Source organism: Halomonas sp. NPDC076908 (genome assembly GCF_050269715.1).
Lineage (GTDB): Bacteria > Pseudomonadota > Gammaproteobacteria > Pseudomonadales > Halomonadaceae > Vreelandella.
This window is the reverse complement of record NZ_JBNNIW010000013.1, coordinates 1-20,123: the sequence shown is the minus strand read 5'-3', so window position 1 is coordinate 20,123 and position 20,123 is coordinate 1. Positions and strand designations below refer to the sequence as shown.

General features: G+C 52.8%; 16 protein-coding genes and 1 pseudogene. 13 read left to right on the top strand and 4 right to left on the bottom strand.

Annotated features, from left to right (window positions below):
* Positions 1–28: 28 nt before the first annotated feature.
* Together ACQKE4_RS09580 and ACQKE4_RS09575 are read right to left on the bottom strand one after the other, a co-directional pair.
* Complete coding sequence (locus ACQKE4_RS09580) at positions 29–1,000, bottom strand: NAD(P)-dependent oxidoreductase (RefSeq protein WP_427388088.1); 972 nt, start codon at positions 998–1,000, stop codon at positions 29–31.
* Entirely contained in the window at positions 957–2,408 is a 1,452-nt protein-coding gene (locus ACQKE4_RS09575; RefSeq protein ID WP_427388087.1) for an NAD-dependent succinate-semialdehyde dehydrogenase, read from the bottom strand. The genes ACQKE4_RS09580 and ACQKE4_RS09575 overlap by 44 nt, the downstream gene beginning before the upstream one ends.
* A gap of 514 nt (positions 2,409–2,922) precedes the next feature.
* Between ACQKE4_RS09575 and ACQKE4_RS09570 the strand changes: the two genes are divergently transcribed.
* From ACQKE4_RS09570 to ACQKE4_RS09545, 6 genes are all read left to right on the top strand, one after another.
* A complete protein-coding gene (locus ACQKE4_RS09570) occupies positions 2,923–3,894 on the top strand; it encodes a Bug family tripartite tricarboxylate transporter substrate binding protein (protein WP_427388086.1) in 972 nt (323 codons plus the stop codon).
* 108 nt (positions 3,895–4,002) lie between these two features.
* On the top strand, positions 4,003–4,476 hold the full coding sequence (locus ACQKE4_RS09565) for a tripartite tricarboxylate transporter TctB family protein (protein ID WP_427388085.1): 474 nt from the start codon (positions 4,003–4,005) through the stop codon (positions 4,474–4,476).
* A gap of 18 nt (positions 4,477–4,494) precedes the next feature.
* Positions 4,495–6,006 carry a tripartite tricarboxylate transporter permease gene (locus tag ACQKE4_RS09560; RefSeq protein ID WP_427388084.1) on the top strand — a complete coding sequence of 504 codons (1,512 nt, stop codon included), beginning with the start codon at positions 4,495–4,497 and terminating at the stop codon, positions 6,004–6,006.
* 469 nt (positions 6,007–6,475) lie between these two features.
* Positions 6,476–7,267: an enoyl-CoA hydratase/isomerase family protein gene (locus ACQKE4_RS09555; RefSeq protein ID WP_427388083.1), complete on the top strand. Its 792-nt coding sequence runs from the start codon at positions 6,476–6,478 to the stop codon at positions 7,265–7,267.
* 31 nt (positions 7,268–7,298) lie between these two features.
* Positions 7,299–8,483 carry a CaiB/BaiF CoA transferase family protein gene (locus tag ACQKE4_RS09550; protein ID WP_427388082.1) on the top strand — a complete coding sequence of 395 codons (1,185 nt, stop codon included), beginning with the start codon at positions 7,299–7,301 and terminating at the stop codon, positions 8,481–8,483.
* A 165-nt stretch (positions 8,484–8,648) separates the two neighbouring features.
* Entirely contained in the window at positions 8,649–8,840 is a 192-nt protein-coding gene (locus ACQKE4_RS09545) for a hypothetical protein (RefSeq protein ID WP_427388081.1), read from the top strand.
* Positions 8,841–8,884: 44 nt separating this feature from the next.
* Here the strand turns inward: ACQKE4_RS09545 and ACQKE4_RS09540 are convergent, their stop codons facing one another.
* Together ACQKE4_RS09540 and ACQKE4_RS09535 are read right to left on the bottom strand one after the other, a co-directional pair.
* Complete coding sequence (locus ACQKE4_RS09540; protein ID WP_427388080.1) at positions 8,885–9,577, bottom strand: Fic family protein; 693 nt, start codon at positions 9,575–9,577, stop codon at positions 8,885–8,887.
* A complete protein-coding gene (locus tag ACQKE4_RS09535; protein ID WP_427388079.1) occupies positions 9,555–9,887 on the bottom strand; it encodes a hypothetical protein in 333 nt (110 codons plus the stop codon). Before ACQKE4_RS09535 ends, ACQKE4_RS09540 begins: the two co-directional genes overlap by 23 nt.
* Before the next feature lie 213 nt (positions 9,888–10,100).
* On the opposite strand from ACQKE4_RS09535, the gene ACQKE4_RS09530 reads away from it, so the two are divergent.
* From ACQKE4_RS09530 to ACQKE4_RS09500, 7 genes and pseudogenes are all read left to right on the top strand, one after another.
* Positions 10,101–13,766 (top strand): ATP-binding protein, encoded by a 3,666-nt coding sequence (locus ACQKE4_RS09530; protein WP_427388077.1) that lies wholly within the window; start codon positions 10,101–10,103, stop codon positions 13,764–13,766.
* A complete protein-coding gene (locus tag ACQKE4_RS09525) occupies positions 13,763–14,398 on the top strand; it encodes a condensin complex protein MksE (protein WP_290839645.1) in 636 nt (211 codons plus the stop codon). Before ACQKE4_RS09530 ends, ACQKE4_RS09525 begins: the two co-directional genes overlap by 4 nt.
* Positions 14,395–15,651, top strand: coding sequence for a hypothetical protein (locus ACQKE4_RS09520; protein ID WP_427388076.1), 1,257 nt, complete (start codon positions 14,395–14,397; stop codon positions 15,649–15,651). The genes ACQKE4_RS09525 and ACQKE4_RS09520 overlap by 4 nt, the downstream gene beginning before the upstream one ends.
* Positions 15,648–16,517: a DUF7281 domain-containing protein gene (locus ACQKE4_RS09515; protein WP_427388075.1), complete on the top strand. Its 870-nt coding sequence runs from the start codon at positions 15,648–15,650 to the stop codon at positions 16,515–16,517. Before ACQKE4_RS09520 ends, ACQKE4_RS09515 begins: the two co-directional genes overlap by 4 nt.
* Before the next feature lie 185 nt (positions 16,518–16,702).
* Positions 16,703–18,844, top strand: coding sequence for a hypothetical protein (locus ACQKE4_RS09510; protein WP_427388073.1), 2,142 nt, complete (start codon positions 16,703–16,705; stop codon positions 18,842–18,844).
* Between the two features lie 128 nt (positions 18,845–18,972).
* Positions 18,973–19,200, top strand: a pseudogene (locus ACQKE4_RS09505) (MBL fold metallo-hydrolase); the annotation flags it as partial.
* 348 nt (positions 19,201–19,548) lie between these two features.
* Complete coding sequence (locus ACQKE4_RS09500; protein WP_427388072.1) at positions 19,549–19,950, top strand: type II toxin-antitoxin system death-on-curing family toxin; 402 nt, start codon at positions 19,549–19,551, stop codon at positions 19,948–19,950.
* Positions 19,951–20,123 lie beyond the last annotated feature (173 nt).

Sequence of the window (20,123 nt, the reverse complement as noted above, 5' to 3'; positions counted from 1 at the left end):
TATGGAGAAAGCTTACCGGCGCCAGGGCTCATTTTCGTGCCTGGTCGTTCAGAATGCTGACAAGCTCGGGCATCGTCGAGTGGGCATGACCCGAGGACTCTGCGTCGTCCAGCACTTGGTAAATTCCTGCAGCCGCGCCCTTTGTGGCACCGGTATCGTTCGCCATGGTTAGGTAGTAGCCCATATCCTTGTGTGCGTTAGCGATACTGAAGCGGAATCCGCTGTCATCCCGCGAAAGAATATACGGACGCAGCCGCTCCAATACTGTTCCTGCGCCACCACCATGTGCCAGGACGTCGACCAAAACCTCTGCTTCGATGCTGCCTTGTTCCGCACAGGCCGCCGCTTCCGCCAATACCGTGGAAAAGCCGACTGAGACGAAGTTATGCAGCAACTTCAGTTTATGACCCGAGCCTACCGGTCCAGCATGAGTGATATTTTCCGCATAACTTTGTAACAGGGGGAGTTGAGCTTCAAAGAGTTCACGGTCGCCCCCGACGATCAGGTTGAGCCGGCCCTCGGCGGCTTCCTTGGGTGTGCGAGTCATCGGTGCATCTAGGAAACGGCCTCCCGCTGCTTCCACGGCCTCGGCGATCCGTAGGGTGGAGCTGGGGATCGCGGTCGAACAGTCGATGACAACTGTACCTGAGCGAAGGCCCTCCAGAACGCCACCGTCACTGAACAACACTTCTTCCACTTGGGGCGTGCCGGTAACACAAAGGATGATGATGTCGGAGTGGGAAGCGAGAGCCGCCCCAGTGGGATAGGCGGTCGCACCCTTGGCGATCAGATCCTCGACCGGTTGGTTGCCGGGATGTTCCAGGAAGTTCAGGGGCCAGTCATAGCGTTGAAGGCTGCTGGCAATTCCGTGTCCCATTAAACCAACGCCGATCATGCCGACCCGTTGTTGCTTGCTGCTCATATGTGTTGTCCTTTGTCGTTTTGCCGGTCGGGATTCAAAGACCACCCATGCAGAGATATTTGATTTCGATATAGTCATCGATGCCGTACTTGGAACCCTCGCGGCCAATACCGGACTCCTTGACCCCGCCGAAAGGAGCCAACTCGCTGGAGATGATGCCTTCGTTGATGCCCACGATGCCACACTCTAAGGCTTCCGCGACGCGCCAGACGCGCCCCACATCACGGGTATAGAAGTAGCTGGCCAATCCCAGAGAGGTGTCATTGGCTTGGCGAATCACATCGTTTTCATCGCTGAATCGTAACAACGGGGCCACCGGGCCGAAGGTTTCGTCGTGCATGAGCAGGGAGTCGGGTGAGACATTAGTCAGGATCGTCGGCTGAAAGAAGTTACCCTGCAACGCATGGCGTTGCCCGCCCAGGTGTACGTTAGCTCCTTTGGCCTTCGCATCCTCGATATGTTGCTCGACCTTTTCGACGGCCGCTAGGTTGATCAAGGGCCCCAGTGCGACGCCCTCTTCGAGGCCATTACCAACCTTTTGCGCGTTGACGGCCGTGGCCAGCCGGTCGGCAAAGTCGTCATAGACCTTGTCGTGGACGAAAATCCGATTCGCGCAAACGCAGGTCTGACCGGTATTGCGAAACTTGGACGCCATTACTCCTGCAACCGCCTGGTCAAGGTCAGCATCCTCAAAAATGATGAAGGGCGCATTGCCGCCCAGTTCCATCGAGACCTTTTTGACCGTTTTCGCACACTCGCCGAGTAATATTTTGCCGACCTCGGTGGAGCCGGTGAAGGAGAGCTTACGTACCCGCGGGTTGGCTGTAAGCTCGCCGCCCACGACGCTCGCACTCCCCGTTACCACATTCAATACACCCTGAGGAACCCCAGCTCGTTCGGCGAGCTCGGCCAGTGCTAAGGCCGAATAGGGTGTGCTGGAGGCAGGCTTGACAACCACACTGCACCCCGCCGCCATGGCCGCAGCGGCTTTGCGGGTGATCATGGCATTGGGGAAGTTCCAGGGGGTAATGGCGGCCACCACGCCGACGGGCTCCTTGGTGACGATGATGCGACGATCATTGGCATGAGCCGGGATGACGTCGCCATAGACCCGCTTGGCTTCTTCACCAAACCATTCGATAAAGGAGGCACCGTAGGCGATTTCACCCCTGGCCTCCTGGAGTGGCTTGCCCTGTTCGAGAGTCAGTATCTGCGCTAGATCCTCCTGGTGCTCCATGCATAGATCGAACCACTTTCGCAGGATCGAGGCGCGCTGCTTGGCTGTCTTGGCTTTCCATAAAGGGAAGGCCCGATCGGCAGCATCAATGGCCGCGCCAACCTCGTCCTTGCTTAGCTTTGGCACCGTCCCTAATTGTTCATTGGTGGCTGGGTTGGTGACTTCGATTGCCGCTTGTGCTTCGGCATCCGTCCAGCGCCCATCAATGTAGCAATGCTGCCGAAATAGAGCAGAATCATTTAGTTTCATTTTATTTTCCTAAAGAGAGTGAATATAAGTCAGACAAAAGCTCAGTCCAGATAGTAAGCAAGGAGGGCTTGTCCTCAAACTTGATAGATTCTCAATGTGAATTATGAATTCAATTAAATATATTATACTTTCGATGTAAGCATGCTTTGCATGAATTAGGAAAAAAAGTGTGAGCCATAGTTGAGGTGCCTTTTAACCTCTTTTCGTGATGCTTAATGCGCTGCTATAACGATTTTCTTATGACTTTCGCTTCATAGGTGAGAGGGGCATCGGGGTTAGAAGGCGTACCGTCGACTAAAGTCTACGTTGAAAGAATGAATTATGAGTTCAAAATGATAAAGCCTAGGTAGTATAAGGTATGCAAGGTACACGGCTTTCCTTTGCGAGCCGAGGCGGGCTGTTAGCGAGCTGTCATACTACGAGTTCATCCATATTCGAGGATGAGAGCGCCGAGTAAGTTTGTTGCAGTCGTGAAATATGATGGAAAAGCCACAACAACAATTTGGGTGAAAACATGACCATAGTGAAACAGCTTGGCAAGGTCGCGCTGTCAGGGGCGGTTGGTATCACGCTTATCAGCGGTAGTGCGAACGCTTGGGAACCCGAGCGTAACGTGGAGTTTGTCGTTCCCTATAGTGCCGGTGGCGGTAGTGACATCAATGCTCGCATGTTGGTGGAGACGTTTCGGCAGAGCGATCTCGTCGACGCAACCATTTTGGTCAACAATCGACCCGGCGGCTCTGGCGCAGTCGGTAATAGCTATACCTATAACAAGGGTGATGACAACCACACCATCATGACCTTCAATGGAGGACAGATGATGAGTATGGTTACCAATGACGCTAATGTTCAGTTGGAAGACTTGACCCCCCTTGGCACGCTCGCGCTGGACACGCTCCTTCTGGGCGTTGCCGCCGATAACGATGTCGAAAATCTCGACGACCTCATCAAAAAGGCGGAAGAAGACTCAGGTAGCATCGCAATTGGCGGTGCTGGACGTGGGGGTGAGGATCATCTTGCTTTCGCCATGATCAATTCTAGCTTAGGCACGGATTTCCAGTACGTACCCTTCGGTGGCACGGGTGAAGTGACGTCCGCCTTGCTGGGTGGCCATATCGATGCTGCTGTATACAAGCTTGGGTCGCGTATGGATCCGAGTCAGGTGCGCAGTCTTGCAGCGCTTTCTGATGAGAGGCTCGAAGCACCTTATGATGATGTTCCGACCTTTGCTGAGCTTGGTTATCCTGATACCCAATTGATGATTTTCCGTGGCTATGCGGGGCCTCCTGAAATGTCGGATGAAGCGGTCGCTTATTGGGAGGGCGTCCTGAAAAAGGCGTCGGAGAGCGAGCAGTGGAGTTCCGATTATATCGAGACGAACAACCTGATCGGCACCTTCATGGGAGCCGAGGAGAGCGCCGAGTTCTATAGTAAAGAGAAAGACCGCTATACGGAGAAGTTCAAGGAGGTCGGAATCATCGAGTAATGTCTTTGGTGGCCATAGGCGGTTTGGCTGCCTGTGGCCGCCCATGACGTTCATACATTCTGTTAAAGCTCTTGGGCACTTTAGGCTTTCATGGAAGTTAGGAGAGAAATGAGTATGGAAGTAGAGCGGTCTTCTGAGAGAGAGAGCCTTTCCTGGCTGCCGGCTTTAGTCACCATCGGAATCGTGATAATGGGGCTTTGTTGGGCAGCGTTTGGCATTTTCAAGTACGGCATCTGGGTGAATAATGGTCCTGGAGGCGGCTTTTTTGCAGCGGTAGCAGGTATCGGTGCTGCTGCACTTGGCATTTATGAATTCTTTTTCTCTCCCGTTAGTGCAAAACCTATTGGGGGGAGAAGCCTATGGCCAGCGGCTGCAATGGCCTTAGCGATACTGTGTATTCCTTTGCTCGGCATGGTTCTTTCCATGTCACTCTTTATCTTATTGTGGATTCTTCTAGTCGAGAAGAAGTCCTGGAAGCAATCGGTTTTTACTGGTATTGGCGCTGGGGTGGCGCTGTATTTACTGTTTGGCCTATGGCTGAAGGTTCCCTTTCCTCAAGGCATGTTCCTTGAAATGTTATAATAATAAGGTAAGTCTCACATGGATATCCTTCAATCCCTGATGTCGGGTTTCGCGACGTCGCTGACTTTCTCAAACATACTCGCTGCTCTTGTCGGGGCTGGCTTAGGTATCGTGATCGGAGCGATTCCGGGCCTTGGCTCCGTAACTGGCGTTGCCTTGTTGTTACCACTGACGTTTCAGATGGATCCTATCACCGGCATTATTATGCTGGGTGCCGTATATTACGGTTGCATGTACGGGGGATCCTACAGTGCCATTATGCTCAATATACCTGGTGATGCACCGGCTGTCGTAACGGCCCTGGATGGATACCCGCTTTCGAAAAAGGGGCAGGCTGGTAAGGCACTATTTACAGCTAACATTGCCTCTTTCATTGGCGGAACCATTGGCATTGTCATGTTGACGTTTATGGGAGCCGTGTTAGCAAAGATTGGGTTGTTGTTTGGCCCTGCTGAAGTCGCAGCACTTGTGATTCTTGCGCTGTGCTCCATTGGCTGGTTGTTGGGAGATAGTCCTAAGAAGGGCCTGATTTCCACGTTCATTGGCATCATGCTTGCGATGGTAGGTATTGGTTTGGCTTTTGGTCAGCCAAGATATACTTTTGATTCGATGTATTTGTTGAATGGAGTTTCTTTCATTCCATTGGTCATTGGAATGTTTGGTTTCAGTCAGGTTCTGGAAATGATGGTCAACAGAGTGGATGCCGCCGGTTTGATGACAAAGCTATCTCTTCGCGAAAGCTTATTGAACCGTAGTGAATTGCGGAGCATCATTCCCACCTCCCTTCGTTCGGGCGTGCTGGGTAATCTGGTGGGTATCCTGCCAGGAGCAGGGGCCACGACAGGGTCTTTCTTGGCTTACGTGCTTGAAAAAAAAGTCGGCCGACACGGTGCTGAGATGGGAACGGGTAGAATCGAAGGGGTTGCGGCTTCCGAAGCAGGAAACAATGCGGCTGCTGCAGGCTCTTTCGCTCCCTTACTTTCCTTGGGTATTCCGGGCTCTGGGACGGCTGCCGTGCTACTGGGCGGTTTGATGATGTGGGGAGTGCAGCCAGGCCCGATGCTGTTCCAAAATAGCCCCGATTTCGTCTGGGGGCTAATTTCATCCATGTACCTAGGTAATGTCATGGCGGTACTCGCTGCACTCACCATTATCCCCTTCCTTGTTAAGTTGTTACGCGTTCCTCCAGCATTCATGATACCGGTCATTGCTGTGGTCTGTGTAGTGGGTTCCTATAGCGTCAACAATAGTATGTTCGATGTGTGGTTCATGTTAGGGGCGGGCGTGGTCGCCTTTTTCATGAATGTTGCCAAGTATCCGGTAGCGCCTCTGTTGTTGGCATTTGTATTGACGCCCAGGCTGGAAACCAGCCTGCGACAGGCACTAGATATTTCGCGTGGTGATCCGTCGATTTTCTTTGGCAGCCCGATTGCGACAAGTCTTTTGTCCATTACCCTGCTTTTTTTCTTATATCCTTTGTTAGCAAAACTGGTCAGGGCATTGGTAAAGAAGCGGGAGTTGGCAAAGTAGCACCTCGGTCACATTGCTACAGCATGATGTATTTCCTTGGTGAGGCAACAAGGCCTCACCAAGGGAGGGGCAGCTTTTCCGCTTTGTATATATGGCGAAGGTGCTGGCAAAGCTTGCTTCCTTTTCGTCTCTTCGATCATGTCCCCGTAAGTCAGCTACTCATCTCTTTGTTTATTCCCCCTTCGTCGATGAGGATCACGTCACGGGCAACTACTGGACGTGTCTTCGTATGTTTTGTCACGCCGTTGAGTTCTTGAACGCCCGTCGAAAGGTGGCTGTGTTTTTTTGATCATAATTTTTTGGGTATAGGAAATTATCTTTACGTTTTCACGTAACTCTAGACAAAAGTCGATATTGAAAAAATGAATTATGAGTTCATTATTACATCTAGATGGATGTGATAAGCCTCTGATTTGAGTACTTGTCATTCAGCAATCAAGTAGTAGAGAAACAAAAATAAGGAGTGTGGATGATGAGTTCGACGGATGAGCTGTTGTACGAAAGAGAAGGACGCGTTGCTTGGCTGTCTTTCAACCGCCCCCAGGTTCGTAATGCCATGACCTGGGGCATGTATGACTCGCTCGAGCGTCTCTGCCTTGAATTAAATGAAGACCCCGATATTGACGTCGTGGTACTGCGTGGGTCTGGTGGTGAAGCTTTTGTGGCGGGTACTGATATTAAACAGTTCAGTTCTTTTTCCCAGGCACAGGATGCCCTCGATTACGAGAGACGTATCGATAGGGTAATGGCAACCCTAGAGTCGCTTTCAAAGCCCACGATTGCTCTGATCGAGGGGTACTGTATCGGGGGGGGGGCAGCTATTGCCATGGCTTGCGATTTTCGTTACTGCACGCCAGACCTCAAGTTCGGCGTTCCTATTGCCAAGACGCTTGGTAACTGCGTCTCGATGAATAATGTGTCTCGTCTAGTAGATTTGGCCGGGCCAGCAAGAGCCAAGGAAGTCCTGATGCTGGCCAGTATCCTAAAGGCTGATGAGGCGAAGCAGGCAGGTCTAGTAACTGCTGTTATCGACCAGAAGGACATTGAAAGCGAAGTCAGGCGGGTCATCGAAAAGCTTCAGAGCTTCGCCCCCTTGACGATTCGTGCTTCCAAAGAGGCCATCAGACGCTTCCAGAAGTATCACTCTCCTGTAGATGGCCAGGATGAGGACCTTATAGCACTTTGTTATACGAGTCAGGATTTTCATGGCGCTGTAGAGGCGTTTATCAATAAGACGTCACACACTTGGCGCGGTATATAACTCCCCCTTTTGAATTAAGAGGTATTGAAGCATGCTTCCCTTGACTAACATGAAAGTTCTGGATATCTCCCAGATCATGGCCGGCCCCTACTGCACCATGGTGCTAGGTGACATGGGGGCTGAGGTCATCAAGGTCGAGAAAAATGGCGGTGATGACAGTCGGCAAATGGGTCCTTATATCAATGAAGAGTCCACCTGTTTTGCTCAGATCAACCGTAACAAGAAGAGCATCTCGTTGAACCTGAAAGAGGAGGAGGGGCGCGAGCTGTTCTATCGTCTAGCCGAGACAGCCGACGTCATTGTCGAAAACTATCGTCCTGGTGTTGCCAAGTCACTCAAGGTCGATTACGAGACCATCAAGGCATTCAATCCGGGCATCATCTACTGCTCTATTTCCGGTTATGGTCAGACTGGGCCCTACAGCCACAAGGGTGGTTTTGACCTCGTGGCTCAAGGTATGTCGGGGCTGATGTCCATGACCGGGGAGCCGGGGCGTCGTCCACTGAAGACCGGTATCGCCGTCTACGATATCGGTGCTGGCATCACCGCGACCTACTCGATTCTGGCAGCCTATATCCATAAGATGAACACCGGCGAAGGGCAGTTGGTTGATGTCTCCATTGCTGAGTGTGGGCTACCCTGGTTTACCTGGGAGGCGGCTGCATACTTCGCCGAGGGCACTATCCCCGAGCCAACTGGCTGGCGTCATCGAGTATCAGCACCGTATCAGGCAATCAAGGTCAAAGATGGCTATATCATGCTGGGTTGTGCCAATCAGCGTACCTGGGAGCGTCTGTGCCATGAGGTAATTCATCGACCGGATCTGGTCGAGGAGCCACGTTTTGCGACCAATTATCAGCGCGGTCAGAACGTTGAAGCTTTGGAAACGATACTAGAAGAGATCTTCGTGACGCGTGACAAGCATGTATGGCTGGATGCTTGTGATAAGGCTGGGGTGCCAGCGGGTCCGATCAATAACTTTGCCCAAGCTATGGAGGATCCTCACTATCAGGAGCGCGGCATGATCCAGGAGATGGTACACCCGGTCATCGGCACGATGAAGACGATTGGCTTTCCGGGTAAGCTTTCGCGTACGCCTGCACAGATTCGTCGACCGGCCCCGCTCTACGCTCAGCACACCGATGAAGTTCTGGATCAGTTGGGTATCGACAAGTCGTATTGCGATGAGCTCCGGGAGCGTGGCGTCATCAAGTAATCACAATTTACTCTTAGCTAAGTGGGATGGTTATTACCATGAAAGTACTATTTATATGCCAGTAACGCCATTGCCTCGGTGAAAAGTGACGACGCGCTGAAAGTGATCAACTATGAGTTAGTAATATAACCTAATGGTAGCGTTGGCCCGTCACGATGGGCTGTGGTGGCAAAGAATACACTTCTTTGGGTATTCCAATACAAAGTCACCGCCTCAAAGCTGTGTTTTGCTGAACCTAGTGCCGGGGTAGCGAGCCTGCACGTACCCACGCTGGTGGTGCAGGAGGGCGGTTACTACCTGGAAGAGTTGGAAGCCAATGCGGTGAGTTTCTTTGAGGGGCTGCTAAGTAGAGAGTAATTGTATAGAGCCAGTTTATTTGCCGCTGGATAATAGTGGGTCAGCTATAAAGGGTGGACAGCATCGCGTAGCAAGTCAGGCAACTCACGGTTGCCTTCCAGTTGATCCATGCTCAGCATCACGTCCCGCTTCGTGACAAGGTTCTGAATATTGGGCAAGGCAAGTTTATTCACGCTAAGGTCACGAGCAATATAAAGGACATCGCGCCCGGATGGAGACTGATCGAATTGACTCCAGTCCAACATGTAACCTGACGCTTCAGCTAGTTGACGTGTGAACTCGCGCAGCGTGCGGCTATTACCGTCAATGAAAGGGTGAATGTAATCGACTTCGACGTAAAGCTTCCCTATAGCCTGGGTGAAATCGGTAGCCTTAACGTTGAATAACTTGGCTGAGTTCACTCCTTCCAGCACTTCTTCTAGCCGTATTTGCGCTGCTTTGTCCATTGGAGAGTAAGCAACGTGAGATGTTATCCCAATGCTTTCAAGGTGACGGCTCTTAATCCAGTCTTTCCCAGGGGCGACAGTCGGTCGATACTCGCCCGGTGTGATATCAACGAATCCCAAGCGCGGTAGATCTTGAAAAATTCGCCGATTAACTTCTTTAAGGTGAGCCGCATCAAAGTTGCCAAGCACCGGATCAAGGCGTAGTTCAACAATCCTTTGCCATGTATGCGTCGCTTCAAGCGCTTGGCGTGGTGCAGGGCTGAGTGGTTTACCGCTCTTGTACTGATTCATTACGTATTTTTATAAACTCATCCAGCTCGATTTCGCCATTGATAAACCGCTGTGCATGCTGCTCATCGGCCTTGCTGAGTTTCAAACCCTCTAAACCGACCGAGGTTCGGCCATAGTTTACTGCTTCCTCACGGCGCTTACGCTCGGCAGGGCTAATAGTCGACTTACGAACACGAGCTTGATCAACGTAGTCTCGCATCAGCTCGCGTAAAACCTGAGCGGCTGGACGGTGTTCACTCTCAGCCACATCACGGAAGCTGGCTCGAAGATCCGGCTCGACTCGGAAAGTCATCGTAGTTTCTTTGCTCATTGCTTTAACTCCTAAGCTCAAGGGCTTAATAGCAATCTTGATGTAATGACATTGTAGTGTCAATTTCAGATGAATAATGAAGCTAATGTTCAAAACTCAGGCCATCAAATGCCGCTAGAAAATGCTGCTTTGGCTTGTATCTGGCAAGAGTGGCAATATAGCCACTTTCAGCGATCAGCATAACGATCCGGTTAGCAAACGAAAGGACACGGCATGGCCCACCTGCTACGCATCGTGATGATTCACGGCCACCTGGAAGGGGTGGTGGAACTGAGTGTGGATGGCCACACCAATATTTGCGGCACCAACGCCTCCGGTAAAACCACGCTACAGCGCCTGGTGCCGGTGTTCTACGGCGAGTTACCCAACAAGGTTGTGCCCAAAACGCGCATGAAGTTTGATGCGTTTTACCTGCCCAACCGCAATAGCTACCTGGTGTACGAATACCGCCGCGAAGCGGGCAATATCTGCCAGGCGGTGCTGACCCGCAAAGCCGAGGGCGGAGTGGAGTACCGATTCGTTGGCGCGTCCTACCAGCCGGAAGACTATCTGGTAGAGAGCGAGGCGGGCGTAGCGGCGCTGGACTACACCCAGTGGGCTAGCGGCCTGCGGCGCAGCGGCACGCCCGTTTCACCTAAGCTGGGCGCGACCTCTGAATTTCGCTCGGTGATCCAAAACGACTTTACCCAGCTGCACGGCAACAGCCGCGACGGCCTCAAGCTGCGTCAGATCGCGTCGCAGTTCAGTCTGGTCAAACCCGAGCGGCGCATCCGTCATATCGAAAAGCTGGTCTCGGCGGTGCATGCCAAAGAGGGCAAGATGGACACCCTCAAAACCATGCTGGCGGCGATTTTTGAAGAGGATGGCGTTGAGCTGCCGGTGACTCGGATCCGCAACACCAAGGCCCGGGAGTGGATCGCCCAGATGCGTCAATCCATGCGCCTGGAACCGCTGCAGGCCTCTCTCACCCGGCTCGCCGGTATTGATCGTGAACTCGCCGACCTAGATGCCACGCTGTGGCAACTGAAGCCCCAGCTAGAAGAGGACCGCCAGAAAGCAGCGCGCCAAATGGCCGATGTGGATGCTGAGCTGGCCCGCCATCACCGCGAATTCCAGCAGCGAGAGAGCGACTACGCTGAAGCGCGGGATAAGCTAAACGATCGCCACAGCGAAGTGGTCAGCGATTTGCAGCAGACACAGCGCCGCCTGAATGATCTACAAACCCAGTACGAACAATACGCCGAGGCGGACATGCCCGCCCTGGAGCGCGACATCAACGCGCTGCCCCAGTGGCGGGAGCAGCGCGACCAACTGCGCACTCACCTGAACGTAATGCAGGACGCGGTCAAAGAGAGCCAGGCGCGGCTGGATGGTCGGCTGCGCGAACTGTCCGAGGCGCTGGCCCGCCAGACCCGTGAATCGCAGGAACTGATCGACGCCCTGGTCGAAGAGAAAGCCCTGCGCCGGGAGCAGCAGTGGGAGTCCGAACAGCAGCTCAACGAACGCTACCAGCAGGAGCGTCAACGCCTGGAAGGCGAGTACCAGGCGCAGCTGGAACTCGGTGTCGAGCAGCTAGCCGAACTAAAAGCGCAGCTCTCGCTTTCGACCCAAACCGCCGAAGAGGCATCCGAAGCGGAGCTTGCCCAGGCGCGCCTGGATCAGGCCCAGCAGGAGCGCAACGCATCCGCCGCTACTCTGGATGGCCTACGCCGGGAGTTTGAAAGCCGCAAACGCGAGCGCGACAGTGCCGAACAGCAGCTGGTGCAGCTTCGCCAGCAGTTGGAGCGCGCCGAGCAGCGCTGCTTTGCGCTCTATCAGCAGCGCGACCCGGAGCAGGGCAGCCTGCGCCACTTCCTGCGCTACCATCGCCCCGGCTGGGAGCAGCAGTTAGGCAAGGTAATTGCCCCGGAGCTACTGGAGCGGCGTGACCTCGCTCCGCAGCTTGCGGAAGGCGCGAGCGATGACTTGTTCGGGCTGGCGCTGGATCTTTCCGCCATTGCCCTGCCCGATTACGCCCAGGATGAAGCCAGCCTGCTGGCCGCCATCGAAGAAGCCGATAGCGCTAAGCGCCGGGTGCAGACCGAGAGCCAGGCCGCCGAGAAATCGCTCAAGCAGCAAAACGAGCGGGTGCAGCAGGCCGATGAAGCCCAGGATCAGGGCCGCATGGCCCACAAGCGCGCCGAGCAGGAAGTCGAGTTTGCAATAGAGGCCCGCCGCCAGCAGCAGGAGCGGCACACCAAGCGCCAGCAGGAGCGCCGCACTGCTCATCAAACAGCGCTAGCCAGCCAGGAGCAGGCGCAAAAGGAGCTGCGCGAAGAGAAGCAGCAGGCGCTCGCCGCCCTCAGCGAGACCCATCAAAGCCAGTTATTAGAGCTAAAAGCCGACGGCCAGAGCCAGGTGGATAGCCTGGATGCCCAGCTGCGCCAGTATAAGCAGCAGCTTACCGACGCCAACACCGAGCACCAGCGCCAGCGCGCGGAACTGGAAGAGGCCTTTAGCCAGGAACTGGCCGAGCAGGGTGTCGACCCCGCCAAGCTAAAAGAGACCAAGCAGCGCCTGGCGAGCCAGGATGAACGCATCCGCGTCACCGCCGCCCGACAGGATGAACTCACCGAATACACCCGCTTTATGCGCGTTGAGTGGGGGCAGCATAAACCGCAGCTCGTCGCTCAAGAGGCAGAGCTGGAGCAGGCCGAACAGCAGCTTCAGCGTGATAAAGAGCGGCTGAAAAACGACTTTCAGGCGGCACGCAAAACTCACCAAAGCACGGTCAGCACGCTGAAAACCCAGCGGGAGAGCGAATACGCCTGCCTGGAAGCCTTGAAGCCGCTGCTCACCCAACTGGAAGCCTTGGCCATTGAACCCGACGGCCAGGCGCCCGGCGCGCCACTCGGTGATGTGGACGAGCGCATCGAGCGCGCCCGTCAGGCGCTGGGCAATCGCCACCAGCTCATCGAGCAGCTGCGGCGTGGCTGCCTGGAGGTCGAAAGCCAACTGATCAAGGACGCCAGCAGCGGCTTCGCCGAGGCGCTGGAGAGCGAGCGCAGCAAATTGCAGAGCGACAACCCGCGCCTACAGCTGCCGCTACTGCGCGACATGCTCAAACTGCTCGAAGATCAACAGCAGCAGCTGATTCAGGAAGGGCGCAACCTAAGCGACGACCTGGATAAGTTCTTTACTGTGTTTCGCGATTTGAACCGACGCATTAGCGCCCAAAGCCGTCGGCTCTCTGAAGAGGTCGCCGACGATCTGCGTCTGGAAGGCATCAGCAAGGCCGAAGTGCGCATCCAGTCCACCATCGATGAACTGGGCTTCTGGGAGCCGCTGAAGCTGTTCGCCCAGCGCTACAAAGAGTGGCGGGAATCCGGCCAGACGCTACCCAGCGACGACTACCTCAACGCCTTGGCGGACGTGGTCGATCTGCTGCGCAGTGACCAGCAATATAGCTTTGAAAGCCTGCTGCGCCTGGAGCTGCACCTGAACGAAGGCGGCACCGATCTGGTGATCAAGAACGACCGCCAACTGCTGGAGTCCTCCAGCCACGGCATGGCGTATTTGATTCTGTGCAAGTTCCTACTCGCCTTTACCCGCCTGCTGCGCGGCGATGCGGAAATCGCCATCCACTGGCCCATCGATGAGATCGGTACCCTGGCCTATCACAACGTTGAAAAACTGTTCGACGCCTGCGACAGCAACCGCATTCATATCGTCGGCGCCTTTCCCAACCCCGAGTCCGATGTGCTGCTGCTGTTCGCCAACCGCTACCTGATCGATCGCGATGAGGCCAATCCCAACAAGCGGGTGTTAAAACGCATCGAGCCACGGCTAAGCCGCCTGGCCGAACGGCTCCAGGAACGCCAGCAGGAGGTGACGGTATGATCGAACATGGCCCACTGCTTGAACGCCTGCTGGCCGGTGAGTTTGTCTGCCCGATCAGCGATGAGAGCGGCTATCGTCATCTCACCAACGAAGAGACCCGCGAGGAGATCGACACCTACCTGCGGCCGCTTAACCGCCGCCTGGCCAGCAATGAAGACGGCAGCGTCTATTTTCTGGCCTGGCGTCAGCTCAATGACAGCGCCCGGGATCAACTGTCCCGCCAGCTTGGCGATACCCTCAATAGCCTGCTGCCGCTGCTGGAGTGGCTGCAGCTGGTGCAAGAGGCCCTGGGCCGGGATACGTTGGCCGCCCCCGGCGACGTGCTCAAACCCGCCGAGTTCAGCGCCAAGTGCGAAGACAACCAAAGCCTTCGAGAACGCCTGGAGCGCCTGGCCACCGACAGCTTTTTTGGCTCGCAAAGTGACCAGCTCGATGCCCAGGTTAAGCAAGTTTTCAAGCGCCTGAAAGAGCACGGCTACCTGCTCCAACCCCATTCAGAGCGGCAGGTGTTCGTGGTCACTGGCAAGATCGACTACCTGGTGGATCTGGTGCGCTTTATTCGCGACGAAGAGAACCTGCCCATCGAAGAGGGCAGCGCAGAAGGCTCCGGTTCCCAGGAGGCCTTGTTGTGAATTCAGGTGTGAGTACAAGCGGCGAACACGCCCTGGAAAGCCGCTTGCTCAAAACCGGCAGTGAGCGGCTGGCGCTGCTGGGCAAGCACGCCGATACGCTGATGCAGGCCTACACCCGTGATGAAGTGCCGCTGGAATCGCTTAGCGATAGCGCGCTACGCAAGCTGCTGGTGGCGCGCATTCTATGGCGGCCGGACGAGCAGAGCGGCGTGAAGCTGGCGCCCAAGGTACGCGAACTGATCGCCGAAATGCTCGCCGACGAGACCCGCCGCCATGTAAATGCCGACGTAGCGGAAACCCTGGAGCTGATTCGCGCCCTGGTACACAGCTACCGGGAAGCGCGCAGCCGCGGCGAACATTGGCGGCTGGAGCAGCAACTGATGCGGCTGCGCCAGGAGGTCGATGATCTGAACGGGCGCTTCGCCGATGCCATCGACAGCTTATGGCAGCGGCTGAATAGTGATTTTGGTTTCGTCAGCCAGCTCAACGACAAAATTCGCGAAAACGACCGCGCCCAGAAGCAGATCGCGAGGCTACTGGATGGCCTGGCGCTAATCGACTTCGACGAGCTGATCGAACTGGTGGGCAGCGACGGCAGCCTGCGCAAACTGTTGATCAGCCAGCTTCAGCAGCAGCTAAGTAACCACTACACCGGCCTGCGTGAAGTGCAGCGGCGCTTGATCGAACTAATGGCACGCTTTCGCAAGCAGCAGGCGCGCAGCCGCCTGATCAGCGGCATGGCCGCCTTTATGCGCGAACACCCCGGCTTTGTGCCGGGCAACTACGCCCGCCGCAGCGAAGTGCCCACGCTGGTCAATCAAGCCGCCCCGCTAAGCGCCGCCGCCGCCCCAGCGCTGGATCGCAACCTTGATAGCCGGTTGCTCGCCGAGCTACTGCACCAACTCCCCCAGCCGCGCCACACCACGCAAACCGTTGAAGCCGCGGCCCCGGCCCAAGCCCAGGAGAGCAGCCTCGCCGCCGCCCGACAGCAGGCGCTCAAGCAGGATGTGGAACACTTCTATTTAAGCGTGATCGACCAGCCCCAGGCGGAGCCGGTCAGCGCCCTTGACTACCTACACGAAAGCCCGCTGGAATGGCCGGAGGAAATCTGGCTCTTCCAGGTGATTTCCGAATACCAGGGCCTGCCGCGCAGCGATCAGAAAGCGTTCCGGCTTAAACAGCAGGAGAGTCAGGCCAGCCAATTCAATCACCTGCGCCTGATCCACGATGTAGAACTGCAGCTGGCCGTATGAACCTACCCGGCCGCGCCCGCAATGGGCTAAACGGCGTCGCCCGTGAACTTCTTCGCCAGCCCTCGGTGGAGAAGCCCCGCCGCCAGTGGGTGGACGACGTAGTGGCCTGGTGCCATCAGCACGACATTGACCTAGCCACGCGAATCAATAGTAAAGCGCTGCGCTTTGACGCCGCCTTGCTGGCGCAGATCAATGATGTATTAGAGAGCGCCCGCATAGCACCGCTAGGCCGCTCACTCAGCGGCCTAACCAGCAGCGCTCAGGCGAAAGAGGGCGTGGAAGAAGACAAAGCCACCCGCGAAAGCCCCCGTGCGAGACGTGTTCTCGTCAGCTTTCCGCTACAGCCAACACTCGGGCTTGCCAACGAGCCACGCGCCATTCGCGATGTGGATGTACTCGGCCTAAAGCTGAGTGCGTTCAGCGCCCTGATACAGTTCGAAAACCTGGACAGCTTCTATGAGTTCTCACCAGAATTGCCAGCACTAAGCGGCTACGCAAACCCGCTGATCGTCTACCGTGGCGATAGCCACTACGGCGGCGGCTTTGCCCTACTAAGAGAGGCGTGGTGCAAAACCCACCGACCGCATATGTATGCCGGTGACTTCGATGTAAAAGGCGTCACGCTAGCGCTGGACAGCAGCGCCACCCACTTGCTCCTGCCCAACATCGAATGGCTTTCTCAAAACGCCACGCCGCTGCACGTGCCTGCTGAGCAGTTTCCTTATCAGCGCAGGCTACGTAAGCATCTCGCCGCGCTGCCATCTGCTCATCCATTGCGTGAGTACCTTACGTTGTTGTTGGAAAAGCAGCGGGGGCTCAAGCAGCAGTGGTTTGGTGGGGAGATCGAGTGTGTTGAATTGGAATGATGAAGCGGGGAAAGGTACTGGTAAGAGAATACAGATAAATGGGCAATATTTTCTTTGCCTTGCAGCGAATTATTAAGATAGAGTTAAATTAGATAGTTATATAACTTCAGTGAATGCACCTACTTTTTTATTGAAGTTATATAATTTCCTTATTATTAATGTTTAATGCAGGCGGCACATAAAAAATGAACAATACGATGGATTTAGAAAGGTTTTCAAAAATATCGGAATCGCTACGTCAATATAGACGAGCAGAGCTTCGAGATTTCGAGTCAGAGATCGGTGATAAACCCGTAGATCAACTCTACGTTGATGCTTTGCCGGGCGGCGCAGTATTGCAGGCAGTTCTTTCTAGCAATACGACTTTTTTACTAGGACGAAAAGGTACAGGTAAAAGTACTGTTTTCGCAAAGGCTCAATCTGAGTTGAGGAAGCGAAAGGACGTTATATCAGTTTATATAGACGTAAAGTCACTATATGATGTTCTGGAAGCAGTCAACATTCCTGATGAGGAGCTAGAAAGTATAGGGGTATCCAACGTAGCGTATCGGTCACATATGTTACGTAAAATAATGCTAGGAAAAGTAATTGCTGAACTTCTAAGAGAAGTGGGTGAAAGTTGCGATAAGTTAAATTTTCTGGAGCGGTGGAGAGGTATAAAAAAACAATATGACGAACTGAAAAGCTCGCTAAATGAAATCGGAATCCGAGTTAAGAATTCAAGGCTAGAGAAGCACGAAATACCTGTGCTTCAAAAAATAACAAATCAGCTCAGGATTAAACAGCAACAAGAATCCTCAAAAACTGCTTCTATTGATGGTAAGCTAGCCACCAAAATTAATCTGAATCAATTTGGGTTAAGCACAGAAGTTTCAGGCTCATTGTCAGATTTTGATAAAGCTCTAGATGATAGTGATACCTATAATGAGTACTCTGACGTCGTATTAAAATCTTTCCCTTTCGGTGAGATAATTGACGAAATAAAAACTTTAATTTCAGAGGCAGGTCTAATAAGGCTGGTGGTTTTCTTTGATGATTTCTCTGAGCTAGCTTTAGTCGATCAACGACTTTTTATTGATGTCGTTTTGTCTCCGCTAAACAATTCTAGCAATGAGACAGTAAAGCTGAAAGTTGCTGGTTATCCTGGTCGTGTCTATTACGGAAAGATAGACCCAGGTAAAGCCGATACAATAGGCCTAGATTTCTCAGATTTATATGAGGCAAGTGAAGTCCAAGAAATGGAGCGGTCGGCTTCAGATTATGCGCTTAGGTTACTTACAACCCGTTTTTCAGCGTTTGGAGAAACGTTGGAAAACTATTTTGATGTTACATCTAGCGTCTCAATAAACGACTATATGCATATGATGTTCAAGGCATCATTTAACGTTCCGAGAATAATGGGTCATGTGCTTCATATTTGCTATCTAGATAAGGTGTCTAGGGGTGAAAAAATTACCATTTCTTCTATCAAGTTAGCATCTAGAAAGTATTACGAAAACACGATCTTTAAATACTTTGATAGACTCAACCGCTACGCTCTTGAACCATTTGAAAACAAACTAGATAGACATAATCAGCAGCAGCTTCTCAATTGTATAATTGAAGAAGCTAAGAGCGTCAGAAAGAGAATTATTGATAAAGAAGTGGGCGGAAAATACTTTGATAACTTAGGCGGCAATCCTCAAACAAGTCACTTTATTGTTAGTCCAGATTTAGAAGAGATTTTTTCTTCGTTAGAGTCTAATTTTTTCTTGTCAAGATATAAAGCCACGCGCGATAAGGCAGGGAAAGATGTCATTGTATATGCTGTTTTTCTAGGGCTTTGCGAGAGCGAAAGGATGAATTGGGGATATCCTGAAGGTCGTGAGTATAGGAACTATTTTGTACAACGATGCTTTGAATACACAAGAGCCATTCACCAATATCTTTCACAAAATCAAACAATAAAGTGTGGGCAATGTGGATTTTGTCACCCTATGGAAAAAAGGGAAAGTATAGAGCTTTTTAGGTGGAGATGCCCTGAATGTATGGAAGGTACTTGCTCTATAGTTAATCTGTCGGATGATTTTAAAGAAGAAGTGGAAAGGCTAAATAAAGATATTATGCTTGACCAAGTAGAGTTAGATATTGTGACTACGCTTAATGATGAAAAGAGAAGTATGCGTGCAGGTGAAATATCTGCACTTATTGATACAACTCATCAAATGGTTGGAAAAAGGACAAGTAAGCTACAAGAAATGGGTCTTATACATAAGGAACGTGACGAACAAGATGGGAAAATGCGCAGCGAAATTACCGAGAGATGTGAGGAAACATACTTCGAGTAATCCATTTAAAAGTCAAAGCCGCGGACTTGGTAGAGTTATTGCCATTCTTATTCCAAAAAAGTTGGTAGCCTCATCAAGTAGCTGTTTGATGCGTTATATGCAAATAGAAGGCTTTAAGGTTTTTAAGTATGAATTCGCTCTTCCTCGGCACCTCCGCCGGCGTGCCCGCCAAGCAGAGAAACGTCTCCGGAATAGCTTTGCGAGAGAGCAAGGGGAAGGGCTGGTACTTGTTCGATTGTGGTGACCAGCATCAGGTTTTGTACATGAAGCTGTCGTTTCATTCATTGAAGGCCATCTTTATTACCCACGTGCACGGCGACCACTGCTATGGGCTGCCGGGCATACTGGCCAGCGCGCTCGCCCTCGGAGTACGCTCATATGATTTTGCTGTTTCGTAGTGCGTCATAGGCTGTGATGTCGCTATTGTGAGGCTGGCATTTCAAAGCGGTGGTGCAGATCGGATTACAGGGTAGGGTGTCGCTTTTTTTACGCTGGCTCAGGTGTATAATCTGACCCAATTGCTCAGAGGTGCTTATGAACAAAAAAATAGAAGCGTACGGCGTTAAGGCTGTTAAACGTCCCAAAATCGTAGCCAGCAAGCAACTAGATCTCTCCGGTGAATCTGGGCAGCAGATAGTTAAGTCTGAAACAAAGCTGGTTCTCAGAACGCATAAGCGCACTTTCAAAAAGCTAGCTGATATGTAATGAACCTTATTTTTTTTCCTTTCGAGCGTGTTGTTGAGATAAATATCTTCATCCTTGAGCATGAGCCAGGCATGAAAGGCTCTGCCGATATAAATAAGCTTCAAGGTGCTTTGGGCAGAGTAGACAATGCTATTGCATACTCTGGCTTAGATGACGTTTTTGAGATTGCGGCAAAATATGTAGCATCCATTGCTCTTTCCCACTCTTTACCAGATGCTAACAAGCGAACTGGTTTGGCAGTCGGCCTGGAATATTTGTCTCTTAATGATTTCGAACTTACCGCTGATAATGAGTTATTTGCTGACGCAGTCAAAGACCTGGTTATCGGTGCCATTGATGAGTCCGATTTTGCTGATTTACTCTACGCCCAATATTCTGCAGAGCAAGATAATAAACCATAATAACGGCACCCATTTGCCCGCAAGTGGATGACCTGCATCACCGCTACCGGTTTTAGCAACACATGAACCTACTCTTCCTAGGTTCTGTCTGAAAAGTCGGCTCTCATGCATTGCTCAATGCAAGCCAATGTCACCATGGCCTTGAAGCTACTGGCCAGCTTGTCGTAACGCGT